The 16777-nt window shown below is 47.1% G+C and carries 15 protein-coding genes, 2 rRNA genes and 1 riboswitch (1 of these 18 running past the window's edge); of the genes, 2 read left to right on the top strand and 15 right to left on the bottom strand.

The features are described 5' to 3' along the window. From purK to MNQ98_RS04475, 11 genes are all read right to left on the bottom strand, one after another. Entirely contained in the window at positions 1-1185 is a 1185-nt protein-coding gene (purK, locus tag MNQ98_RS04525) for a 5-(carboxyamino)imidazole ribonucleotide synthase (protein ID WP_241932108.1), read from the bottom strand. Next, on the bottom strand, positions 1182-1667 hold the full coding sequence (purE, locus tag MNQ98_RS04520; protein WP_241933846.1) for a 5-(carboxyamino)imidazole ribonucleotide mutase: 486 nt from the start codon (positions 1665-1667) through the stop codon (positions 1182-1184). The genes purK and purE overlap by 4 nt, the downstream gene beginning before the upstream one ends. A gap of 194 nt (positions 1668-1861) precedes the next feature. Beyond that, a riboswitch (purine riboswitch) is annotated at positions 1862-1963 on the bottom strand. 174 nt (positions 1964-2137) lie between these two features. Beyond that, on the bottom strand, positions 2138-2572 hold the full coding sequence (locus MNQ98_RS04515) for a universal stress protein (protein ID WP_241932107.1): 435 nt from the start codon (positions 2570-2572) through the stop codon (positions 2138-2140). Positions 2573-2689: 117 nt separating this feature from the next. Continuing rightward, positions 2690-2953: a DUF1294 domain-containing protein gene (locus tag MNQ98_RS04510; RefSeq protein ID WP_208920730.1), complete on the bottom strand. Its 264-nt coding sequence runs from the start codon at positions 2951-2953 to the stop codon at positions 2690-2692. Positions 2954-3162: 209 nt separating this feature from the next. Further along, positions 3163-3300 (bottom strand): hypothetical protein, encoded by a 138-nt coding sequence (locus MNQ98_RS04505; RefSeq protein WP_241932106.1) that lies wholly within the window; start codon positions 3298-3300, stop codon positions 3163-3165. A 65-nt stretch (positions 3301-3365) separates the two neighbouring features. Further along, a complete protein-coding gene (locus tag MNQ98_RS04500) occupies positions 3366-5507 on the bottom strand; it encodes a DNA topoisomerase III (protein WP_241932105.1) in 2142 nt (713 codons plus the stop codon). A 435-nt stretch (positions 5508-5942) separates the two neighbouring features. Next, complete coding sequence (locus MNQ98_RS04495; RefSeq protein ID WP_241932104.1) at positions 5943-7874, bottom strand: ABC transporter permease; 1932 nt, start codon at positions 7872-7874, stop codon at positions 5943-5945. Further along, a complete protein-coding gene (locus MNQ98_RS04490; RefSeq protein ID WP_241932103.1) occupies positions 7849-8619 on the bottom strand; it encodes an ABC transporter ATP-binding protein in 771 nt (256 codons plus the stop codon). The genes MNQ98_RS04495 and MNQ98_RS04490 overlap by 26 nt, the downstream gene beginning before the upstream one ends. Positions 8620-8856: 237 nt before the next feature. Beyond that, positions 8857-9843, bottom strand: coding sequence for a sensor histidine kinase (locus MNQ98_RS04485; RefSeq protein WP_241932102.1), 987 nt, complete (start codon positions 9841-9843; stop codon positions 8857-8859). Further along, positions 9840-10544 carry a response regulator transcription factor gene (locus MNQ98_RS04480; RefSeq protein ID WP_241932101.1) on the bottom strand — a complete coding sequence of 235 codons (705 nt, stop codon included), beginning with the start codon at positions 10542-10544 and terminating at the stop codon, positions 9840-9842. The genes MNQ98_RS04485 and MNQ98_RS04480 overlap by 4 nt, the downstream gene beginning before the upstream one ends. Before the next feature lie 64 nt (positions 10545-10608). Further along, positions 10609-11337: an acyl-[acyl-carrier-protein] thioesterase gene (locus MNQ98_RS04475; protein ID WP_241932100.1), complete on the bottom strand. Its 729-nt coding sequence runs from the start codon at positions 11335-11337 to the stop codon at positions 10609-10611. 197 nt (positions 11338-11534) lie between these two features. On the opposite strand from MNQ98_RS04475, the gene MNQ98_RS04470 reads away from it, so the two are divergent. Beyond that, positions 11535-12308, top strand: a complete 774-nt coding sequence (locus MNQ98_RS04470) for a MurR/RpiR family transcriptional regulator (RefSeq protein WP_241932099.1) — start codon at positions 11535-11537, stop codon at positions 12306-12308. A 122-nt stretch (positions 12309-12430) separates the two neighbouring features. Here MNQ98_RS04470 and MNQ98_RS04465 read toward each other — a convergent pair whose 3' ends face one another. Then, positions 12431-13129 carry an N-acetylmannosamine-6-phosphate 2-epimerase gene (locus tag MNQ98_RS04465; protein WP_241932098.1) on the bottom strand — a complete coding sequence of 233 codons (699 nt, stop codon included), beginning with the start codon at positions 13127-13129 and terminating at the stop codon, positions 12431-12433. A 264-nt stretch (positions 13130-13393) separates the two neighbouring features. On the opposite strand from MNQ98_RS04465, the gene MNQ98_RS04460 reads away from it, so the two are divergent. Next, positions 13394-13654, top strand: coding sequence for a GlsB/YeaQ/YmgE family stress response membrane protein (locus tag MNQ98_RS04460; protein WP_241932097.1), 261 nt, complete (start codon positions 13394-13396; stop codon positions 13652-13654). A gap of 262 nt (positions 13655-13916) precedes the next feature. On the opposite strand, the gene MNQ98_RS04455 is transcribed toward MNQ98_RS04460, so the two are convergent. The 3 genes from MNQ98_RS04455 to MNQ98_RS04445 form a co-directional block, all read right to left on the bottom strand. After that, the gene (locus tag MNQ98_RS04455) at positions 13917-14897 is read right to left on the bottom strand and encodes a ketoacyl-ACP synthase III (protein ID WP_277883728.1); all 981 of its coding nucleotides are present in this window, start codon (positions 14895-14897) and stop codon (positions 13917-13919) included. 217 nt (positions 14898-15114) lie between these two features. Next, positions 15115-15231 (bottom strand): 5S ribosomal RNA (gene rrf / locus MNQ98_RS04450). Positions 15232-15357: 126 nt separating this feature from the next. After that, positions 15358-16777, bottom strand: a 23S ribosomal RNA gene (locus MNQ98_RS04445) (it continues 1506 nt past the right edge of the window).

Below are 16777 nucleotides of genomic sequence, written 5' to 3'. Positions count from 1 at the left end.
TTAATGCCTCCAAATATTAGTTTGCTCTACCCATTCCAATGCGTCATGTACATCACCGCATAATAGATTAATATGGCCCATTTTACGGTTATGCTTACTGTCGCTCTTTCCATATAGATGAAGTTTTGGCACAATGCCCAGCGATTCCGCTGCCGGATCTTGTGATGTAGTCCGGCGGATGGCTTCATCCAGATGCTGTCCAAGCACGTTCACCATAACGACTGGGCTTAGCAGTGTTGTGTCTCCCAGTGGAAGATTGCATATCGCTCTTACATGCTGTTCGAACTGTGAAGTACTGCACGCTTCCATCGTATAATGCCCCGAATTGTGCGGCCTTGGAGCAACCTCGTTCACATAGAGTAAACCTTCTTCCGTAAGGAACATCTCTACTGCGAGCAGTCCTGCCGCATCCAGGCCTTCCGCCACCTGCTCTGCGATCTGGCACGCTCTGCGCTGTACATCACTCGGTATGCGTGCAGGTACAATCGATAGATGCAAAATGTTGTTTACATGAATATTTTCAGCTGGTGGAAAGCTCTTCACTTCACCTTCCGGCGTGCGTGCCGCGATGACCGAAATCTCACTCGTGAACGAAATGAATTTCTCCAGAACAAGTTCTGCACCTGTTGAAGACAGCTCCGCATAAGCAACTTCAAGCTGTTCTTCCCGCCGCAGGACGACTTGTCCCTTCCCGTCATAACCACCGGTAGCCGTCTTCAGAACACATGGCAGGCTCAGTTCGGCTGCCGCTTCCTGCAAGCTTTCCAGGCTTGTGATCTCACGGTATGGCGCCACAGGTACTCCGGCCGCTTCGATGGCTGCTTTCTCACGGAGGCGATGCTGTGTTGTGTAGAGCAGCCTGCTTCCCTGAGGAACGTACGAACGTTCCTCCAGCAATTTAGCCACACCCGCGTCCACGTTCTCGAATTCATACGTGATGACATCCGCCTGAGATGCGAGCTCATTCGCTGCATCTGCATCGTCGTACGGGGCGGTGATCTGCTCAGCAATCTGTCCAAGCGGAGAGTCCGGCGCCGGATCCAATGCAATGAACTTATAGCCCATTCTCGTTCCGTCCAGCGCCATCATTCGGCCCAACTGTCCGCCGCCAAGAACGCCGATCACCGATCCCGGAAGCAGTGTCTTGCTCTTGCTGTCACTATGCAGAGTTACACGCTCCGTCATAGATCATCACTGCCCTTCAGCACTTCATCACGTATCCGGTCCCGCCGCTCCTGTACCTTGGCACGAACGCCCAGATCGGCAGATCCCAGAATTTGAGCCGCCAGCAGACCCGCATTGACCGCTCCAGCCCGGCCGATCGCCACCGTGGCAACCGGTACACCACCCGGCATCTGTACGATGGAGAGCAGGGAGTCCAGCCCGTTCAAGGCTTTCGATTGAACCGGAACGCCGATCACGGGTAACACGGTCTTTGACGCCACCATGCCGGGAAGATGCGCAGCACCTCCGGCACCGGCAATAATAACCTGGATGCCACGTCCTTCCGCTTCCTCTGCGTACCGGAACATCAGATCCGGTGTCCGGTGCGCAGAAACAACCTTTTTCTCATACGCTATATCCATCTCATCCAGCACCTGACACGCATGGGACATGGTGTCCCAATCCGACTGACTGCCCATAATGACTGCTACCTGCACCGCCATGATTCCACCTGCTCTCTCCACTTATTCTGAATCCACCTAAAAAAAGTCCGATTCTCCCTTAACATCTTGTGCGGGACATCGGACTTTCGGGGGAATACCGTTTCCGCCTCCCAATGTCATTACAGCACAAAGACAGAAGAAACTCCACGTACTCGCCGTCAAAGATCCAGAAGAAACACTGCTTCTGTTCTTGCAGCACCGCCGTATTCCCTCGTAGTCCGAAAATTTACGGTTTTCGGGTAGAAACTTCCGGGCCATATCCCCAGCTTTATACGAGAAATATTTAATTTACTGAATTTACATTTCATCAGATGAATTGAACCTTAACAAGTCCAGTTTATCAATCTCTAACACCTCATGTCAACCTAAACACGAACATTCCATAATACATAAAAAATAATGTTCGTTTTTTCACTATGAGCAAAACAAACAAAAAAGGAATGCCCACGGCATCCCTTTTGCTCTATATATTATTTTACGACAAGTACCGGAACTTTAGCATGCTGCACAACATTATGGCTAACACTGCCGAGAACAAACTCCCGTATACCACCTAAACCACGGCTACCGATGATGATCAGATCGCTCTCATTTATTTTGGCATATTCCAAAATAACTTCCGCCGGAGATCCCTGGATCATTTCAACCTTGCTATCTGCTTCTGCATGCACCATACGTTCTTTAAGCTCTTCCGTTGTCTGCACCGCAAGATCATAAATATCTTTGTTCAGTGATGCCGGAATAGGAGCGAGTCCCTCACCGACAAAAAAACGAGGGTAATCATATGCATGTACAATCTCCAGTTTAGCTCCCGGTGTCACTTTAGCAAGCTCAACCGCCCGACCAAGCGCTTTAATGGAAGCTTTAGAGCCGTCATAAGCCAGTAAAATTTTGGTGAATAGCATACAGGCCACCTCTTTCTCTGTGTGTTAAGACGAACTGCACATCATTAAACCATTACGCACTGAGGTGAAACGAACTCCCCACGCGCTTCCAAAATCACAATGTATGTAGGTATGAGCTCATTTCCAAAAATACCCGTAAAGCATTGCATTTAGAAACAGCAGCAGCGGAACACCAATCTTAAAAGACAGATGCCTCGTTTTATGCCTTTTGCGGTACATTGCAGCCCACACACCAAGAGCACCTCCGACGGCTGCAAGCAAGAATAATGTCTTCTCGGGAACACGATCCTTTCCGAGGCGGGCTCTCTTTTTGTCATCGGACATGACCAGATAAGCCACAGCATTAATAAATACAAACCAGACACCCAGCGCAGTTCTCAAATTGATCCGCACCTCCAATCCCCGATCAAACATTTCCATTTGACAGGCATCATTGCTCTCTCTTTATTATAAAACTACATGTTCATGAACACAATGACGTTAATTAATGCAGAGAGAAGCCGACTAAAGCCCGCAGAAAAATAACGGACCTGAATCAACCGTATCTTTTTTTTGCGGGCAAGCCGGAACATCTAACTGCGAGAGCAGACTTAAGATTCCTGTTTAGGGATTTCATTCAGACTGGGAACATAGTCGCTAGCCTTTTTAGGCTTAAGCGTCTTGCTCTCTTCCATGATGCTCGATTTGTTCTGCTGATTTTCACTTGTTCTCGGTTTGTGATGCGGCACGACATATCACCTCCTGTTCGTAGAATGAACCATTCCACGACAGGTTATGCCTTACTCATTCTTGTTTAATCCGATTTACTTTTCTCCAACGCTGCTTTCAGCAATTCTCCCAGATTGGAACCGATGGATTCTTGCTTGCCGTACTGCTGTACAAGCTTACGTTCCTCACGCTTGTTAATATGCTTGCTGTCTTTTTTCAACGTTTCGGTAATGCCGCAACCCAAGCATTGAACAAACAATCCGGCTTTGCCTTCTTTCATCTCCATCTTCTTATGACACTGTGGACAACGCCTATTGGACAGCTGCTTCTCTCCTGAGCGTTTATAGCCGCAATCCTCGCTAGGGCAGACCAGAAACTTTCCACGCTTCGTTTTCTTCTCAAGCAGTCTTGTACCGCAGTCTGGACAGCTGCTGTTCGATACGTTGTGAGGTTTGTATTCAGCATCACTGCCTTTGACACCGGACACTAGTTCCTTGGTCATATCGCGAATACCGCGCAAAAATGGCTCTGCCTTGCCTTGACCTTTCGCAATCCGCTCTAGATCCGCTTCCCACTTTGCCGTAAGGTCCGGTGTTCTCAGGGCCGGTGCAACCAACTCAATCAGCTGCTTCCCTTTTCCGGTTGGATGCAGTGATGAGCCCTGGCGTTCAATGGTATCCGAGCTTACGAGCTTCTCGATAATGTCGGCACGTGTAGCCGGTGTTCCTAGACCGTGCTTTTCCATCTGCGACAACAGCGATGCCTCATTATGTCGCTTCGGCGGCTGTGTCCGGCCCGACTTTACGATGCAGCGGCGGACTGTTACTTGCTCTCCCTCAGAAAGCTCAGGCAGCAGACGTCCGGATTGCTCTACACTTCCTCCAGAATCTTGGTTGTCGTCATCTCCGTCATCCTCGTAGTTACCGCCGTATACTTCACGCCAGCCACTGTCTTTTACAGTCGTACCTTTGGCGAAGAAGCTTTCCCCCTCAATCTGTACCGTAACCGATACAGCATCATATTTGGCCGGAGGGTAGAACAAACTGATAAACCGGCGAACAATCAAATCGTACAGCTTCCGTTCCTCCGTACTCAGCTTATTGAGCAGAACGGTCTCCTCAGTCGGGATGATGGCATGGTGGTCGGTAACCTTGCTGTCATCTACCACACGTTTGCCTGGTGACAGACTCTTACGAAGCAGGGGACGCGCAAGTGACGCATACGGACCTACTGCAACGCTCTCCAGTCGCTCTTTCAGCGTCGAAACCATGTCAGAAGTGAGGTACCGACTATCTGTACGCGGATAAGTGACCAGCTTGTGCTGTTCATAGAGCTTTTGCAGCACATTCGATGTTTGCTTCGCGGAAAATCCAAAGCGCCGGTTCGCATCCCGCTGCAGTTCAGTCAAATCGTACGCCAGCGGATGAGGCTCGGATTTTTCACTTTTTTTCACACTGGCAATACGTCCAGATCGACCATCCACCTTCTGCTTCAACTTGTCGGACTGGCTCTTGTCGAAGAGACGTCCGTCTCCGCTTGCAGGTCGCCAAGAGGCTTCAAAATGCCCTAAATCCACACTGATGGTGTCATACTCCTGGGAACGGAAACCTGTAATTTCCTTCTCCCGCTCCATGATCATACCGAGTGTTGGAGTCTGAACACGGCCTGCCGACAGCTGGGCGTTAAATTTGCATGTTAAGGCACGCGTTACATTAAGACCTACCATCCAGTCAGCCTCGGCCCGGCAGCGGGCAGATTCGTACAGGCGGTCAAACTGGTTGCCTGGCTTAAGTGCTGCAAAACCTTCCTTGATCGCCTTATCTGTCTGGGATGAAATCCACAGCCGTTTAAACGGCTTGTTCCATTTCGCCATATTCAATATCCAACGGGCAAGCAATTCCCCTTCGCGAGCGGCATCTGTCGCAACAATCACTTCTCCGATGTCCTTGCGTTTAAGCAGAAACTGCACTGTTTTGAATTGATGACTGGTCTCCCGGAGCACTTTCAGTTTCATATTACCCGGCAGAATCGGTAGATCCTCCAATGCCCATGTTTGATATTTATGATCATAATCCTCAGGCTCGGCCAGTCCCACCAAGTGTCCCAGCGCCCAGGTGACCACATACTTCGGTCCTTCAAAATAGTTCTTATGCTTCTCGCGGCTTCCCATGACCCGCGCAATCTCTCTTGCCACAGACGGCTTCTCCGCCAAAATTAATGCTTTCATAGCCCTCCCCTTCCTCTGTACTGCTATTATAACCTCCCGCTCTTTTATCCACAAAAAAAAGGCCTCCCAGAAGCCTATCTTTGCCTTTACATCACTACGAATGCGGATCATTCATCCGATCACTGTTGTCCCCGAATTTCTTCTGAAATCTTGTTGGTTTGGTTGAAATCCGGGGACAAAGGCGACCGCTTCGCTTCTCCAGAATGATTCCGCCTTCTCCGTTGAAGTGGAGACTTTTATTAGTTCACTTTATTTAGTATGGAACAAAGATAACTGTCCCGGACTGTAGCCTGGTGTATGAATCCAGTGCCATTCCGGAGACCCGGGATCGTGCCATCCTCTGGAAGCGGATGTATTCTGAAACCCAGGTTGATGCCTTTATAAGGAAACATCGGTGCGACACGGGCCATCGGCCCGCCTGAAGAAGGAATAACTTTATTCAATCGTTTTGTACAGACGGTCAAGGTAACGCCAGCGTGTCACAAAGAAATAAATGATTTGTACCGTCAGGAAAAAGATAAAGATTTTTATCGTATGGGACAGAATTGAGAAATCAACCAACTGCTGCAGCGCCACAAAAGCAACCCCACTGTGGACTACCGCAATGAGCATCGGAAGAAAGAACATAATAATTAACTGTCTAGTTACCATTTTACTTAGTTCCCGTCTGCTTAAACCGACCTTCGCAATCATGCGGTACTGCTGCTCATCGCGGGATAAATCGGAATAAAGCCGGAAGTAAATAAAGCTTGCCGCAAAAGTAAAGAACACAATACCGATAAGGCCGCTGGTCATAAGCAGCATTCCGTTTTGCTGTAACGAACTCTTCCAATCGAAATAAAGAGAGTTCAAATAATAACTGTTTTCTTTTTCTTCATCCTCGTTAAAGGAATCAGCAATGGTTTTTGAAACGTCACCGGTATTTTTCCAATCTGGAATATAGAAAGCATGGTATGTCTGATAGATGATTTCCTCGTCCTGCGCTTCTGTAAGCTTATCAAACAAAACGTCTGAGATGACCAGTGCATCATCATATGCGAGAGGTATTGCAATAAACGTTTCCGCTTTAATCACATTAACATTATGCTCAACCGTTTTGCTTAACAACTTAATCTGATCGGAATCTAATCCGTTAATCCTGTATTTGTTCTTGTTACTTACGGACCCTGGCGTTAAAATGCCTTCAGAATCTCCCAATGTTTCTTCAGGATGGCCAAGTGCAAGAAGCAGACTGTTGTATTCACTGAGCTTAATTAACTTTAACCAGTTATCATCAAAGAATGGTGTGACCGACGCCTGGGAATAATCAATTCCCGCCTTTTCGAGCTCCTTGCTGATGATATTCAGATGTTTTGTGGCAAACTTCTGATCTTCATGATAAGCCGAGTACGTATACGCATACGGATTCTCCATAGCCGACAGGCCCGGATCGCCAATCGCCAGTGTCGTGCCAATTCCGGTAAAGGCAGAAGCAGATATGATGGATACGAGAAAAAACATAACCGCGTTATCCTTGATCCGGTACATGAGCTCTGAAATCGTGAGCAGATTCGTTCTTCGGAAAAAGAACCTCTGTTTCTTCTGCAGCCAGCGCATGAAAAACACACTAAACTGGGTGAACAGAAAATACGTACCGATAATGACTAATACCACACCGCCAAACAACAACGGTATAGAGAAAATCTGCAGTACCGCAAAAATCATAACCAAGCCATAACCCGCTCCAATAAGAACGATGGCAAGCAGAGCCAGCCAAGGTGAGGCTTTCGGCTGAGGTTTCGGGCTGTCTTCAGCTTTCACCAGATCAATCAGTGCTCCTTTTCTGAGCATAACCGACGAGAATGAGGCGATCAGCAGAAAAAGTACAGCATAGGCACCTGCCGTAAGCAGCAGCGCTTTCCCTGGGAAGTAAAACGGAAGTCCGTTATCCACCGCTAGCAGCTTGGAGCTGATCAGTAGAATCAGCTTGGAGAAAACAAATCCGATGCCGATCCCTGTTATAATCGCAGCTACTCCGATCAAAATATTTTCAATAAACAGCATCCGGTTCAGTTGTTTACGCGACATCCCCAGAATGAGCAGGATGCCGAACTCTTTTTTGCGCATCTTGATGAAGGTGCCTACCGAGTACAATAGAAAGAAGAATGAGAAAATAAATACGATATACTGGGATACCTGCATGCCCATCATACCAAGCGTGCTCATCGTTCTGCTGGAAGAAACGATACCATCTTTCAGATTCGGATGAAATGCGAGCAGCCCATACGTAAAGAAGATCATGACGGAAAAGGCGCTGCTCAAAAAATGAGCGACATACGTGCGCTTGCTGCGCAGGACGTTATTAACCGCGAACTGGCGAAAATTCATGTCCTGACCCTCCTAGCAGCGATAACACGTTAATAATCTTCTGATAAAATGCAGACCGGCTTTCACCATAGTTAATTTCGTTGAACAGCTGTCCGTCTTTAATAAAGACAACCCGATTGCAGTAGCTGGCTGCCACCGGATCATGAGTGACAAGAAGCATGGTCACTTTATCTTCTTTATTCCTCCGATCCATTATTTCCATCACATCCTGTGCCGACTTGGAATCCAGATTTCCGGTAGGCTCATCCGCCAGAACCAGCTTCGGAACATGGATCATGGCCCGCGCGACTGCCGTCCGCTGTGCCTGTCCTCCTGAGATTTCATAGGTGCGCTTGTTCAGGATGGACGTAATGCCAAGCTTTTCGGCCAGCTCCCCGATACGGCGGTTCATCTCGTTCAAATCCACACCGTCCAGTGCGAGCGGTAGCAAAATATTTTCTTTTACCGTCAACGTATTCAGCAAGTTAAACGATTGGAATATAAATCCAAGCTCACGACGCCGGAACATAGCGAGTTGATCCTGTGACAGCTGGAACGGGTCCTCGCCGCCAATCCGGATTTCACCCGATGTAGGCCGGTCGATCGTGGATATCATATTGAGCAGAGTCGTTTTTCCGCTGCCTGAGGGTCCCATGATCCCGACAAACTCCCCTTCGTTGATGCTTAAGTTTATATTGGAAAGTGCTTCGTGTGATACAGCAGCTTTATAAACCTTTCCCAAATTGCGTACCGATAATATTTCCATAATGAATACCTCATTTCCTGAATATCAGCTTATCTTTAACTTTAGTGTAATCTACCCCACCTTCTTCTCCTATCGATCATGCTTTCACCCACCTTACATCGATGTAAGGTTATAAAAACAAAAAAACCTCATCACTAGTAATGGTGGCCCGCATCACCATTTACTTAAGGATAGGTTTCTTTTGACAGAATAAAATTCAAACACCTTAAAAGATCCTCTACGGTTAGAGTACTCGCTCTATATAGTAAAAATAAGCCGGACTACGGTTCCCTTGCCTACCTCGGACTCCAACTCTATGCTATGGTTCAGCTTTTGTACAACCTCTCTGACCAGGTATAGCCCCATTCCGGTGGACTCCTTCAGCTTTCTTCCGTTCTCCCCGGTGTAAAAAGGATTAAATACACGCATCAGATCCGACTTTGGAATTCCGATTCCCCGGTCACGTACTTCCAGCCGAATTTCACGTCCATTCAATGTTTTGAAAGCCGATATGGTAACCTTCTGTCCGCTACCCGCAGAATATTTAATAGCATTCGAGAGCAGCTGCAGCAAGATGAACCGGAGCCATTTGATGTCCGTCTGCACTACAATCTCGGGATCCACCAGCACTTCGGGATATACATGACTGTGGATGAAATAGCGTTTGTTTTCATGCACCGCCTCTTTAACCAATTGCTGTAAAGACACGGGCTCTACACTGAAATCCTGTTCAAATGTTTCAAGTCTCGACATGTACAGCACCATATCAAGTCCGCGCCGTAGCCGGTCTGACTCTTCGGAAATACTCCTGAAGCTGTCATTGTCATCTTCCTGCGTAATCATCTCGATCACGGACAAGGGAGTTTTCATTTGATGTACCCATTGATTCATAAAGATCAAGTGCTCTTTCCTTTTCCGTTCCCAATCCTGCAGCTGATTCCGGTATTGGCGGTACTGTTCTTCCATAAGATGACTCAGGGCCGCAGGCAGCGGAGCCGATTCATTGTGTTTAATGGATTCCTCCAGGGACCTCATCGGCCGGGACAGCCTCTCATAAAAATCACGATGACTGTAGTACCGGTACATCAAGTATCCACCTAGAATGAACAGTCCAAGAAATACGGCATAAGAAGCCGTGACCGGGTGATCATATCCATCGAACCAGAACACCAGAAGTACAACCAGAAGAAGCACAACGGTAAAAAGAATGAGCGGGATGTGCTCACGCCAAAATAACCTTTTCATTTCGAATGCTCAGTCTTCCACACGATGTTGATCCGGTATCCTGAACCCCGAACCGTTTCCAGCGCATCCTCAATCCCCATCTCTGCCAATCGTTTACGCACCCGCGTAATGTTGACGCTCAAAGTATTGTCATCGACAAAAGCATCATCCCACAGCTTTTCGAGAATGGTCTCCCGGCTCACCAGGCGAGGGCTACGGCCAAGCAAAGTCTCTAGCAGTATCGTTTCTTTTTTGGTCAAAGCCACGGTCTGTTCTCCCAATTGAAGCTCCATTCTTTCAGGGTATAGAACAAGCCCCTCCTTCTCTACGGTCCGTTCTCCGGATACAGCGGCATAATCACCGTAAACTCGTCGAAGTTGACTGTGGATTTTGGCAATAACGATGTCGTAGTGAAATGGCTTGGTTATATAATCATCGGCACCATTCTCGAGAGCCCTTAATTGATCCATTGTCCCACTTCTGGCAGATATAAATATGATAGGGCATGTCGAGAGGGAGCGAATCTGCCTGCACCAGTAATAACCGTCAAAGCTCGGCAGATTTACGTCCAATAGAACAACATGCGGTCGGATCTCCTGAAACCGCTCAAGTACATGGTCAAAATCATTAACAATGATGGCTTCGTTCCCGTATCTGCGTATGTGAGATTGCAGCAATTCCGCAAGCTTAGGGTCATCCTCGACGATCATGATGTTGTACATATTTCATGCTCCTTCCATGAAACGTCTGGCTGTTTACCCGTCATGCGAGAAGCAGCCCTTTTCATTATTCTAAAACGATGGCTGCTTCAAAAAAGTTTGCTCCCTCCGAAGAAAGCCCCTGTACATAAATGGCGTTGTTTTCTACGGAAGATCGTCTCAACGTCATCTCATCATTCAACCTTGCCTCTTGATGGTATGTGATTTTGAATCCGGTAACGTTCTTCTTAAGCTCTTCTGCCGTAAGCGTGTCCCAGCATAAATCAGCGTACCGTGCGTTGTTTAAATGGCCATTGCTGTCGATACCGCTGTACCGCACCGTATGAGAATATGTGTCCTCCATCAGTGTCCCTTCCGGGATGACCGCTTTATCCAGAGGACTACCAACTGATTCCGTATGAACTGGCACCTCGTAAGGAAATGCAGAGGGTCTCATAATTTTACGTTTCTGTATATCCACGAGTGCCCATACGGAACGGGCTGTACCGATTTCTTCACCTGCAGCATTTTTAAAACGGTAATCACGGTTCCAGAGCGCGCCCTTTGAACCTCTGCTCCATGTGCTGATCTCAATAGTATCCATGTATCGTAGCAGACTGGTCATCTCTACTTCCAGCGTTATAAGCATCCAGCCCATGCCGTGTTCCACCAGCTGCTCTCTGCTAACTCCCAATGCTTCAATGTGTCCATCTGCAGCGCGCTGCATAAGACCGAGTAACGAGGACCAACGAATGACGGAATTAAAGTCGACATCATCTGATTGGATCATATTATTTTCTGTCCATATAGCTATCATTATGTATATACATCTCCTTTGTTCTGAACCAAGCAGTAACATCCATAAATGCTGTATGATGACCAAGTGCGGTCTTACTCCATCATAAACAATCGCTACACGGTTTTCAAAACAGTACTGACTGACTCCTTACCTAAAGAAGTAATACGCGCTATAATGGGTAAAATACTAATATTATTAATGTTTAGAAGGTGAAGATGATGCACCGAGGTGTTTTGGACGAGCTTCAGCTACAGTACCATAGTCTATCCTTGAAAGAAAAAGAAATCGCCGACTATATCGTTCAACATAAAAGCTCAATACAAAATATTAATATACGTGAATTGGCTGACCACACGCATTCATCCACCTCAACGATCACCCGATTTTGCAAAAAAATCCACTGCGACAGCTTTGTTGATTTCAAAATCCGGCTGAGCCGGGAGGCTGAGAAGCCCTCAGGAGACAGTAATGGCTTTACTCAGGTACAGAGCCTTTACAACGAAATTGTTAATGCAACGGCAGATATGATGCACCAGGAAGACTTTGAGAATGTGGTACGGATGATCAAGACTGCACAGCGGGTTCAAGTATACGGGCTCGGTAGCTCCGGATTATCTGCTCTTGAATTTAAATATCGTCTCATGCGGATGAATATTACGATTGATGCCATGACTGATTCCCATATGATGATCAGGAGCGCAGCCCTGTTGAATGAGAACGACCTCATTATCGGATTGTCCAACTCCGGACAAACTACGGAAATTATCGACGCTCTGAAAATCGGCAAAAAAAACGGTGCCGCAACGATCAGCATTACGAACTATAATCACACTCCGTTAACCGATATCTCCGACATTTCGTTATTTACGCCAAGCCTGCACCGGATGGGCGACACTCATTTCATTAACAGCCAACTGGCTATCATTTATGTACTTGATGTGCTTTCCATGCTACTTCTAAACGATGAGAAGCTGTTTCGGAAGCGCTAGGATACACTCGAAACACTGTATGAAAATTTAAGAGAAGATATAAAAAGAAGCTGATACGTAAAACGGCTTCGCCTCCCTTCATTAGGAGCGCGAAGCCGTTCTGACGATCAGCTTCTCATTTTTTATGAGTGAATATGTTTAACGAATCTTTCAGTAATTTGCTGTGGTCTGGTAATGGCGCCGCCAACAACCACACAGTATACGCCGAGTTCCAGACAGCGCTTCGCCATTTCCGGTGTAAGCACATTCCCCTCCGCGATAACCGGTGATTTAACGGCTTGAATGACTTGTTTTAGCAATTCAAAGTCGTTATTATACATTTTCTGTCCCACCGTAGACTCTGTATAACCGATTAGCGTCGTTCCGATCAGATCAAACCCAAGCTCTTCAGCCTTTACAGCTTCCTCCACGGTCGAAATATCGGCCATCAGAAACTGCTGTGGATATTTGTCCTTAATCTGCTGAATCAGTTCTGTTAGATGAAGCCCTCCTGGACGAATGTCCGTGGTCGCATCCAAAGCGATGATATCCGAACCTGCGCCAACCAGCTCATCAATTTCCTTCATCGTTGGAGTAATGTACACCTTCGAATCCGGATAATCCCTCTTAACGATCCCGATGACCGGCAGGTCCACCTGCGTTTTGATCTCCTTAATATCCTCTGCCGAATTGGCCCGTATTCCTACTGCACCACCTATACGTGCCGCTACGGCCATTCTCCCCATAATAAAAGAACTGTGAAGCGGTTCATCCTCCAAAGCCTGACAAGAAACAACAAGTCCTTTGCCTAAGCCTAACCCTTCCAAAGTCGAATTATTCATGTTTGAGACACTCCCATGTATTTATCATAATGAATGCTTATCAACAGAAAACTAATTTCACTAATAATATATATCATGAAAGTTATTTTCGTCAAATGATTTGCACACCTAATGGTTTCCATAATAAACAAAAGTACAAAAAAACGCGTCACATCAAGGTGGATGAAATTAACTAACCTTATTTATAACCTGATTGCGTTTAAAAGTTACTCATTTGGTTAATAGTAAAGCACAAACAAATAAATCATTTACGAGGTGATACGAATGGGATTTCTTTGGTCATTAATTGTTGGGGGTATTATTGGTTGGATCGCTGGTCTGATTATGGGGCGCGACATTCCTGGCGGTGTCATTGGTAACATTATTGCCGGGTTTATCGGTGCATGGCTCGGTGGATTGCTGCTTGGATCTTGGGGTCCAGTAATCGGCAACTTCTACATCCTTCCAGCATTGATTGGTGCAGTTGTGCTCGTGTTCATCGTCAGCCTCATTATGGGCTCGATGAATAAAGGCCGCTCGAAATAAGCATCCAATGCGCCCCCCCCTCACGATGGACAGTGATAAGCAGTTCGTTCAATCGAACGCGGCACTGTCTCCGTGAGGGGGTTTTGCTGTATTATGAAAAAGAGAAGTCTATCTACTATTACTATCGGCTATCTACTTTACTGTACGTATCTAGTGGTCTCAAGACAGCAAAAAACCACGAATTGATCGTGGTTTTTATTATTTTTCATAGAAAGTTCAGTGTAAGCCTAAATACGGCTAATCTATTGCGAAAAACCAGATTCTATATAGACCACTGAATAATGGAGCCGGCATAAGTCATACCTCCGCCGAAGCCATAGAGCATCACATGATCACCTAATTTTAGGCGACCCTCATCAATTGCCAATTGCAGAGCTAGAGGTATTGAAGCTGCGGAGGTATTTCCGCGGTACTCGACACTTGTTAATGTTCTGTCCATGGAGATGGGGCCTCTTTCACAAATCGCTTCGATCATTCGTAAATTAGCACTATGCGGCACGAACCAGTTTATTTCATCCGCTTTCATTTTTGCCTTTTCCAGTAGCACCCGCATACCATCCGGGATATTTCTTACAGCCCATTTGTAGATTTCTCGGCCATTCTGAACTAGGCAGCCGCTTTTCAATTCCCGGCCATCCATCTTCTCGGAGAGAGCTGTTTTATATAGATGAATGCCTCCTTCACCGAAGGTACCTGATAATGAAGCCACAAAGCCCGAATAATTCTCATCTCTTTCAATAAGAACTGCTCCTGCCCCGTCACCAAACAGTACGCATGTTGTCCGATCACTATAATCAGTAATTTTGGATAACGTCTCTGCGCCGATGACCAAAACTTTACGATACATTCCGCTTGTAACCAAGCCATCAGCTAATTGAAGGGCATATACAAATCCAGCACAGGCGGCATTGAGATCAAGCGCTCCAGTACTTTTAATCCCCAATTGAGATTGAACTCGGGAGGCGGTGCTCGGAAAAGAATAATCAGGTGTGCTCGTGGCCACAAGAATCATATCAGAGTCAATGACATCTACACCGTAACGCTGTATCATATCTCTAACTGCACCAACCGCTAGATCGGATACATACTGTTCTGGTTCAGCAATACGACGCTCCCTCATGCCTGTACGCTGTACAATCCATTCATCGCTTGTCTCAACAAGCTTCTCCAAATCAGCATTTGCCAACACCTTGTCAGGAACATACGTCCCAATTGCAGTAATTTTTGATTTTGATTGAGTCACAGTGCACACCTCCATCTTTTGTATTTATTATATCACCAAGTACTAGTACTTGGTACTAATATTATCAAATAATTACGAATCATCTGCAAAAAAACTCAGATTATATATATTATATACCTAATATTAGCCATCTTATAAAGAATCAACGAAGCTAAACCTTTCTTATCTCTAAAAAAAACCACTATCGATTGCTCGATAGTGGTTTCTCCGGTTGTTCGCTTGGCGACGTCCTACTCTCCCGGGACCCTTCGGTCCAAGTACCATCGGCGCTGGAAGGCTTAACGGTCGTGTTCGGGATGGGTACGCGTGGAACCCTTCCGCTATCGCCACCAAACGGATCAAGTGTTTGATCACTTGAAAACTAGATACGAAACGTTATTTGCGAATAGTGTTTCCGAAGTACCTCACACCGTAGTTCAAAGCGTATGCTTTCGATGCAAGCTTCACTTCGTGAAACTTTTAGGATAAGCCCTCGACCGATTAGTATTGGTCAGCTCCATGCATTACTGCACTTCCACCTCCAACCTATCTACCTCGTCGTCTTCAAGGGGTCTTACTAATTGGGAAATCTCATCTTGAGGGGGGCTTCACGCTTAGATGCTTTCAGCGCTTATCCCTTCCGTACGTAGCTACCCAGCCATGCTCCTGGCGGAACAACTGGTGCACCAGCGGTACGTCCATCCCGGTCCTCTCGTACTAAGGACAGCTCCTCTCAAATTTCCTACGCCCACGACAGATAGGGACCGAACTGTCTCACGACGTTCTGAACCCAGCTCGCGTACCGCTTTAATGGGCGAACAGCCCAACCCTTGGGACCTACTTCAGCCCCAGGATGCGATGAGCCGACATCGAGGTGCCAAACCTCCCCGTCGATGTGGACTCTTGGGGGAGATAAGCCTGTTATCCCCAGGGTAGCTTTTATCCGTTGAGCGATGGCCCTTCCATGCGGTACCACCGGATCACTAAGCCCGACTTTCGTCCCTGCTCGACTTGTAGGTCTCGCAGTCAAGCTCCCTTATGCCTTTGCACTCTTCGAATGATTTCCAACCATTCTGAGGGAACCTTGGGGCGCCTCCGTTACTCTTTAGGAGGCGACCGCCCCAGTCAAACTGCCCACCAGACACTGTCCCCGCACCGGTTCACGGTACTAGGTTAGAACCTAGATACGATCAGGGTGGTATCCCAACGGCGCCTCCACAGAAGCTTGCGCTCCTGTTTCTTAGGCTCCCACCTATCCTGTACAGATCGTACCCAAATCCAATATCAAGCTGCAGTAAAGCTCCATGGGGTCTTTCCGTCTTGTCGCGGGTAACCTGCATCTTCACAGGTATTAAAATTTCACCGGATCTCTCGTTGAGACAGCGCCCAAATCGTTACGCCATTCGTGCGGGTCAGAATTTACCTGACAAGGAATTTCGCTACCTTAGGACCGTTATAGTTACGGCCGCCGTTTACTGGGGCTTCGGTTCATAGCTTCGGATTGCTCCTAACCACTCCCCTTAACCTTCCAGCACCGGGCAGGCGTCAGCCCGTATACTTCGCCTTACGGCTTCGCACAGACCTGTGTTTTTGTTAAACAGTCGCTTGGGCCTTTTCACTGCGGCCCCCTCGTGCTATTCACACTACCGGGGCACCCCTTCTCCCGAAGTTACGGGGTCATTTTGCCGAGTTCCTTAACGAGAGTTCTTCCGCGCGCCTTAGAATTCTCTTCTCGCCTACCTGTGTCGGTTTGCGGTACGGGCACCTTCACCTGACTAGAGGCTTTTCTTGGCAGTGTGAGATCATGACCTTCGCTACTATAATTTTCACTCCCCATCACAGCCTAGCCTTAACGATGTGCGGATTTGCCTACACATCAGCCTCACTGCTTGGACGGACAT

Origin of the sequence: Paenibacillus sp. N3/727, from assembly GCF_022637315.1 — a bacterium.
GTDB classification, from domain to species: domain Bacteria; phylum Bacillota; class Bacilli; order Paenibacillales; family Paenibacillaceae; genus Paenibacillus_AQ; species Paenibacillus_AQ uliginis.
The sequence above is the reverse complement of the archived record's forward strand: the minus strand, read 5'-3'. Positions and strand labels throughout refer to the sequence as shown.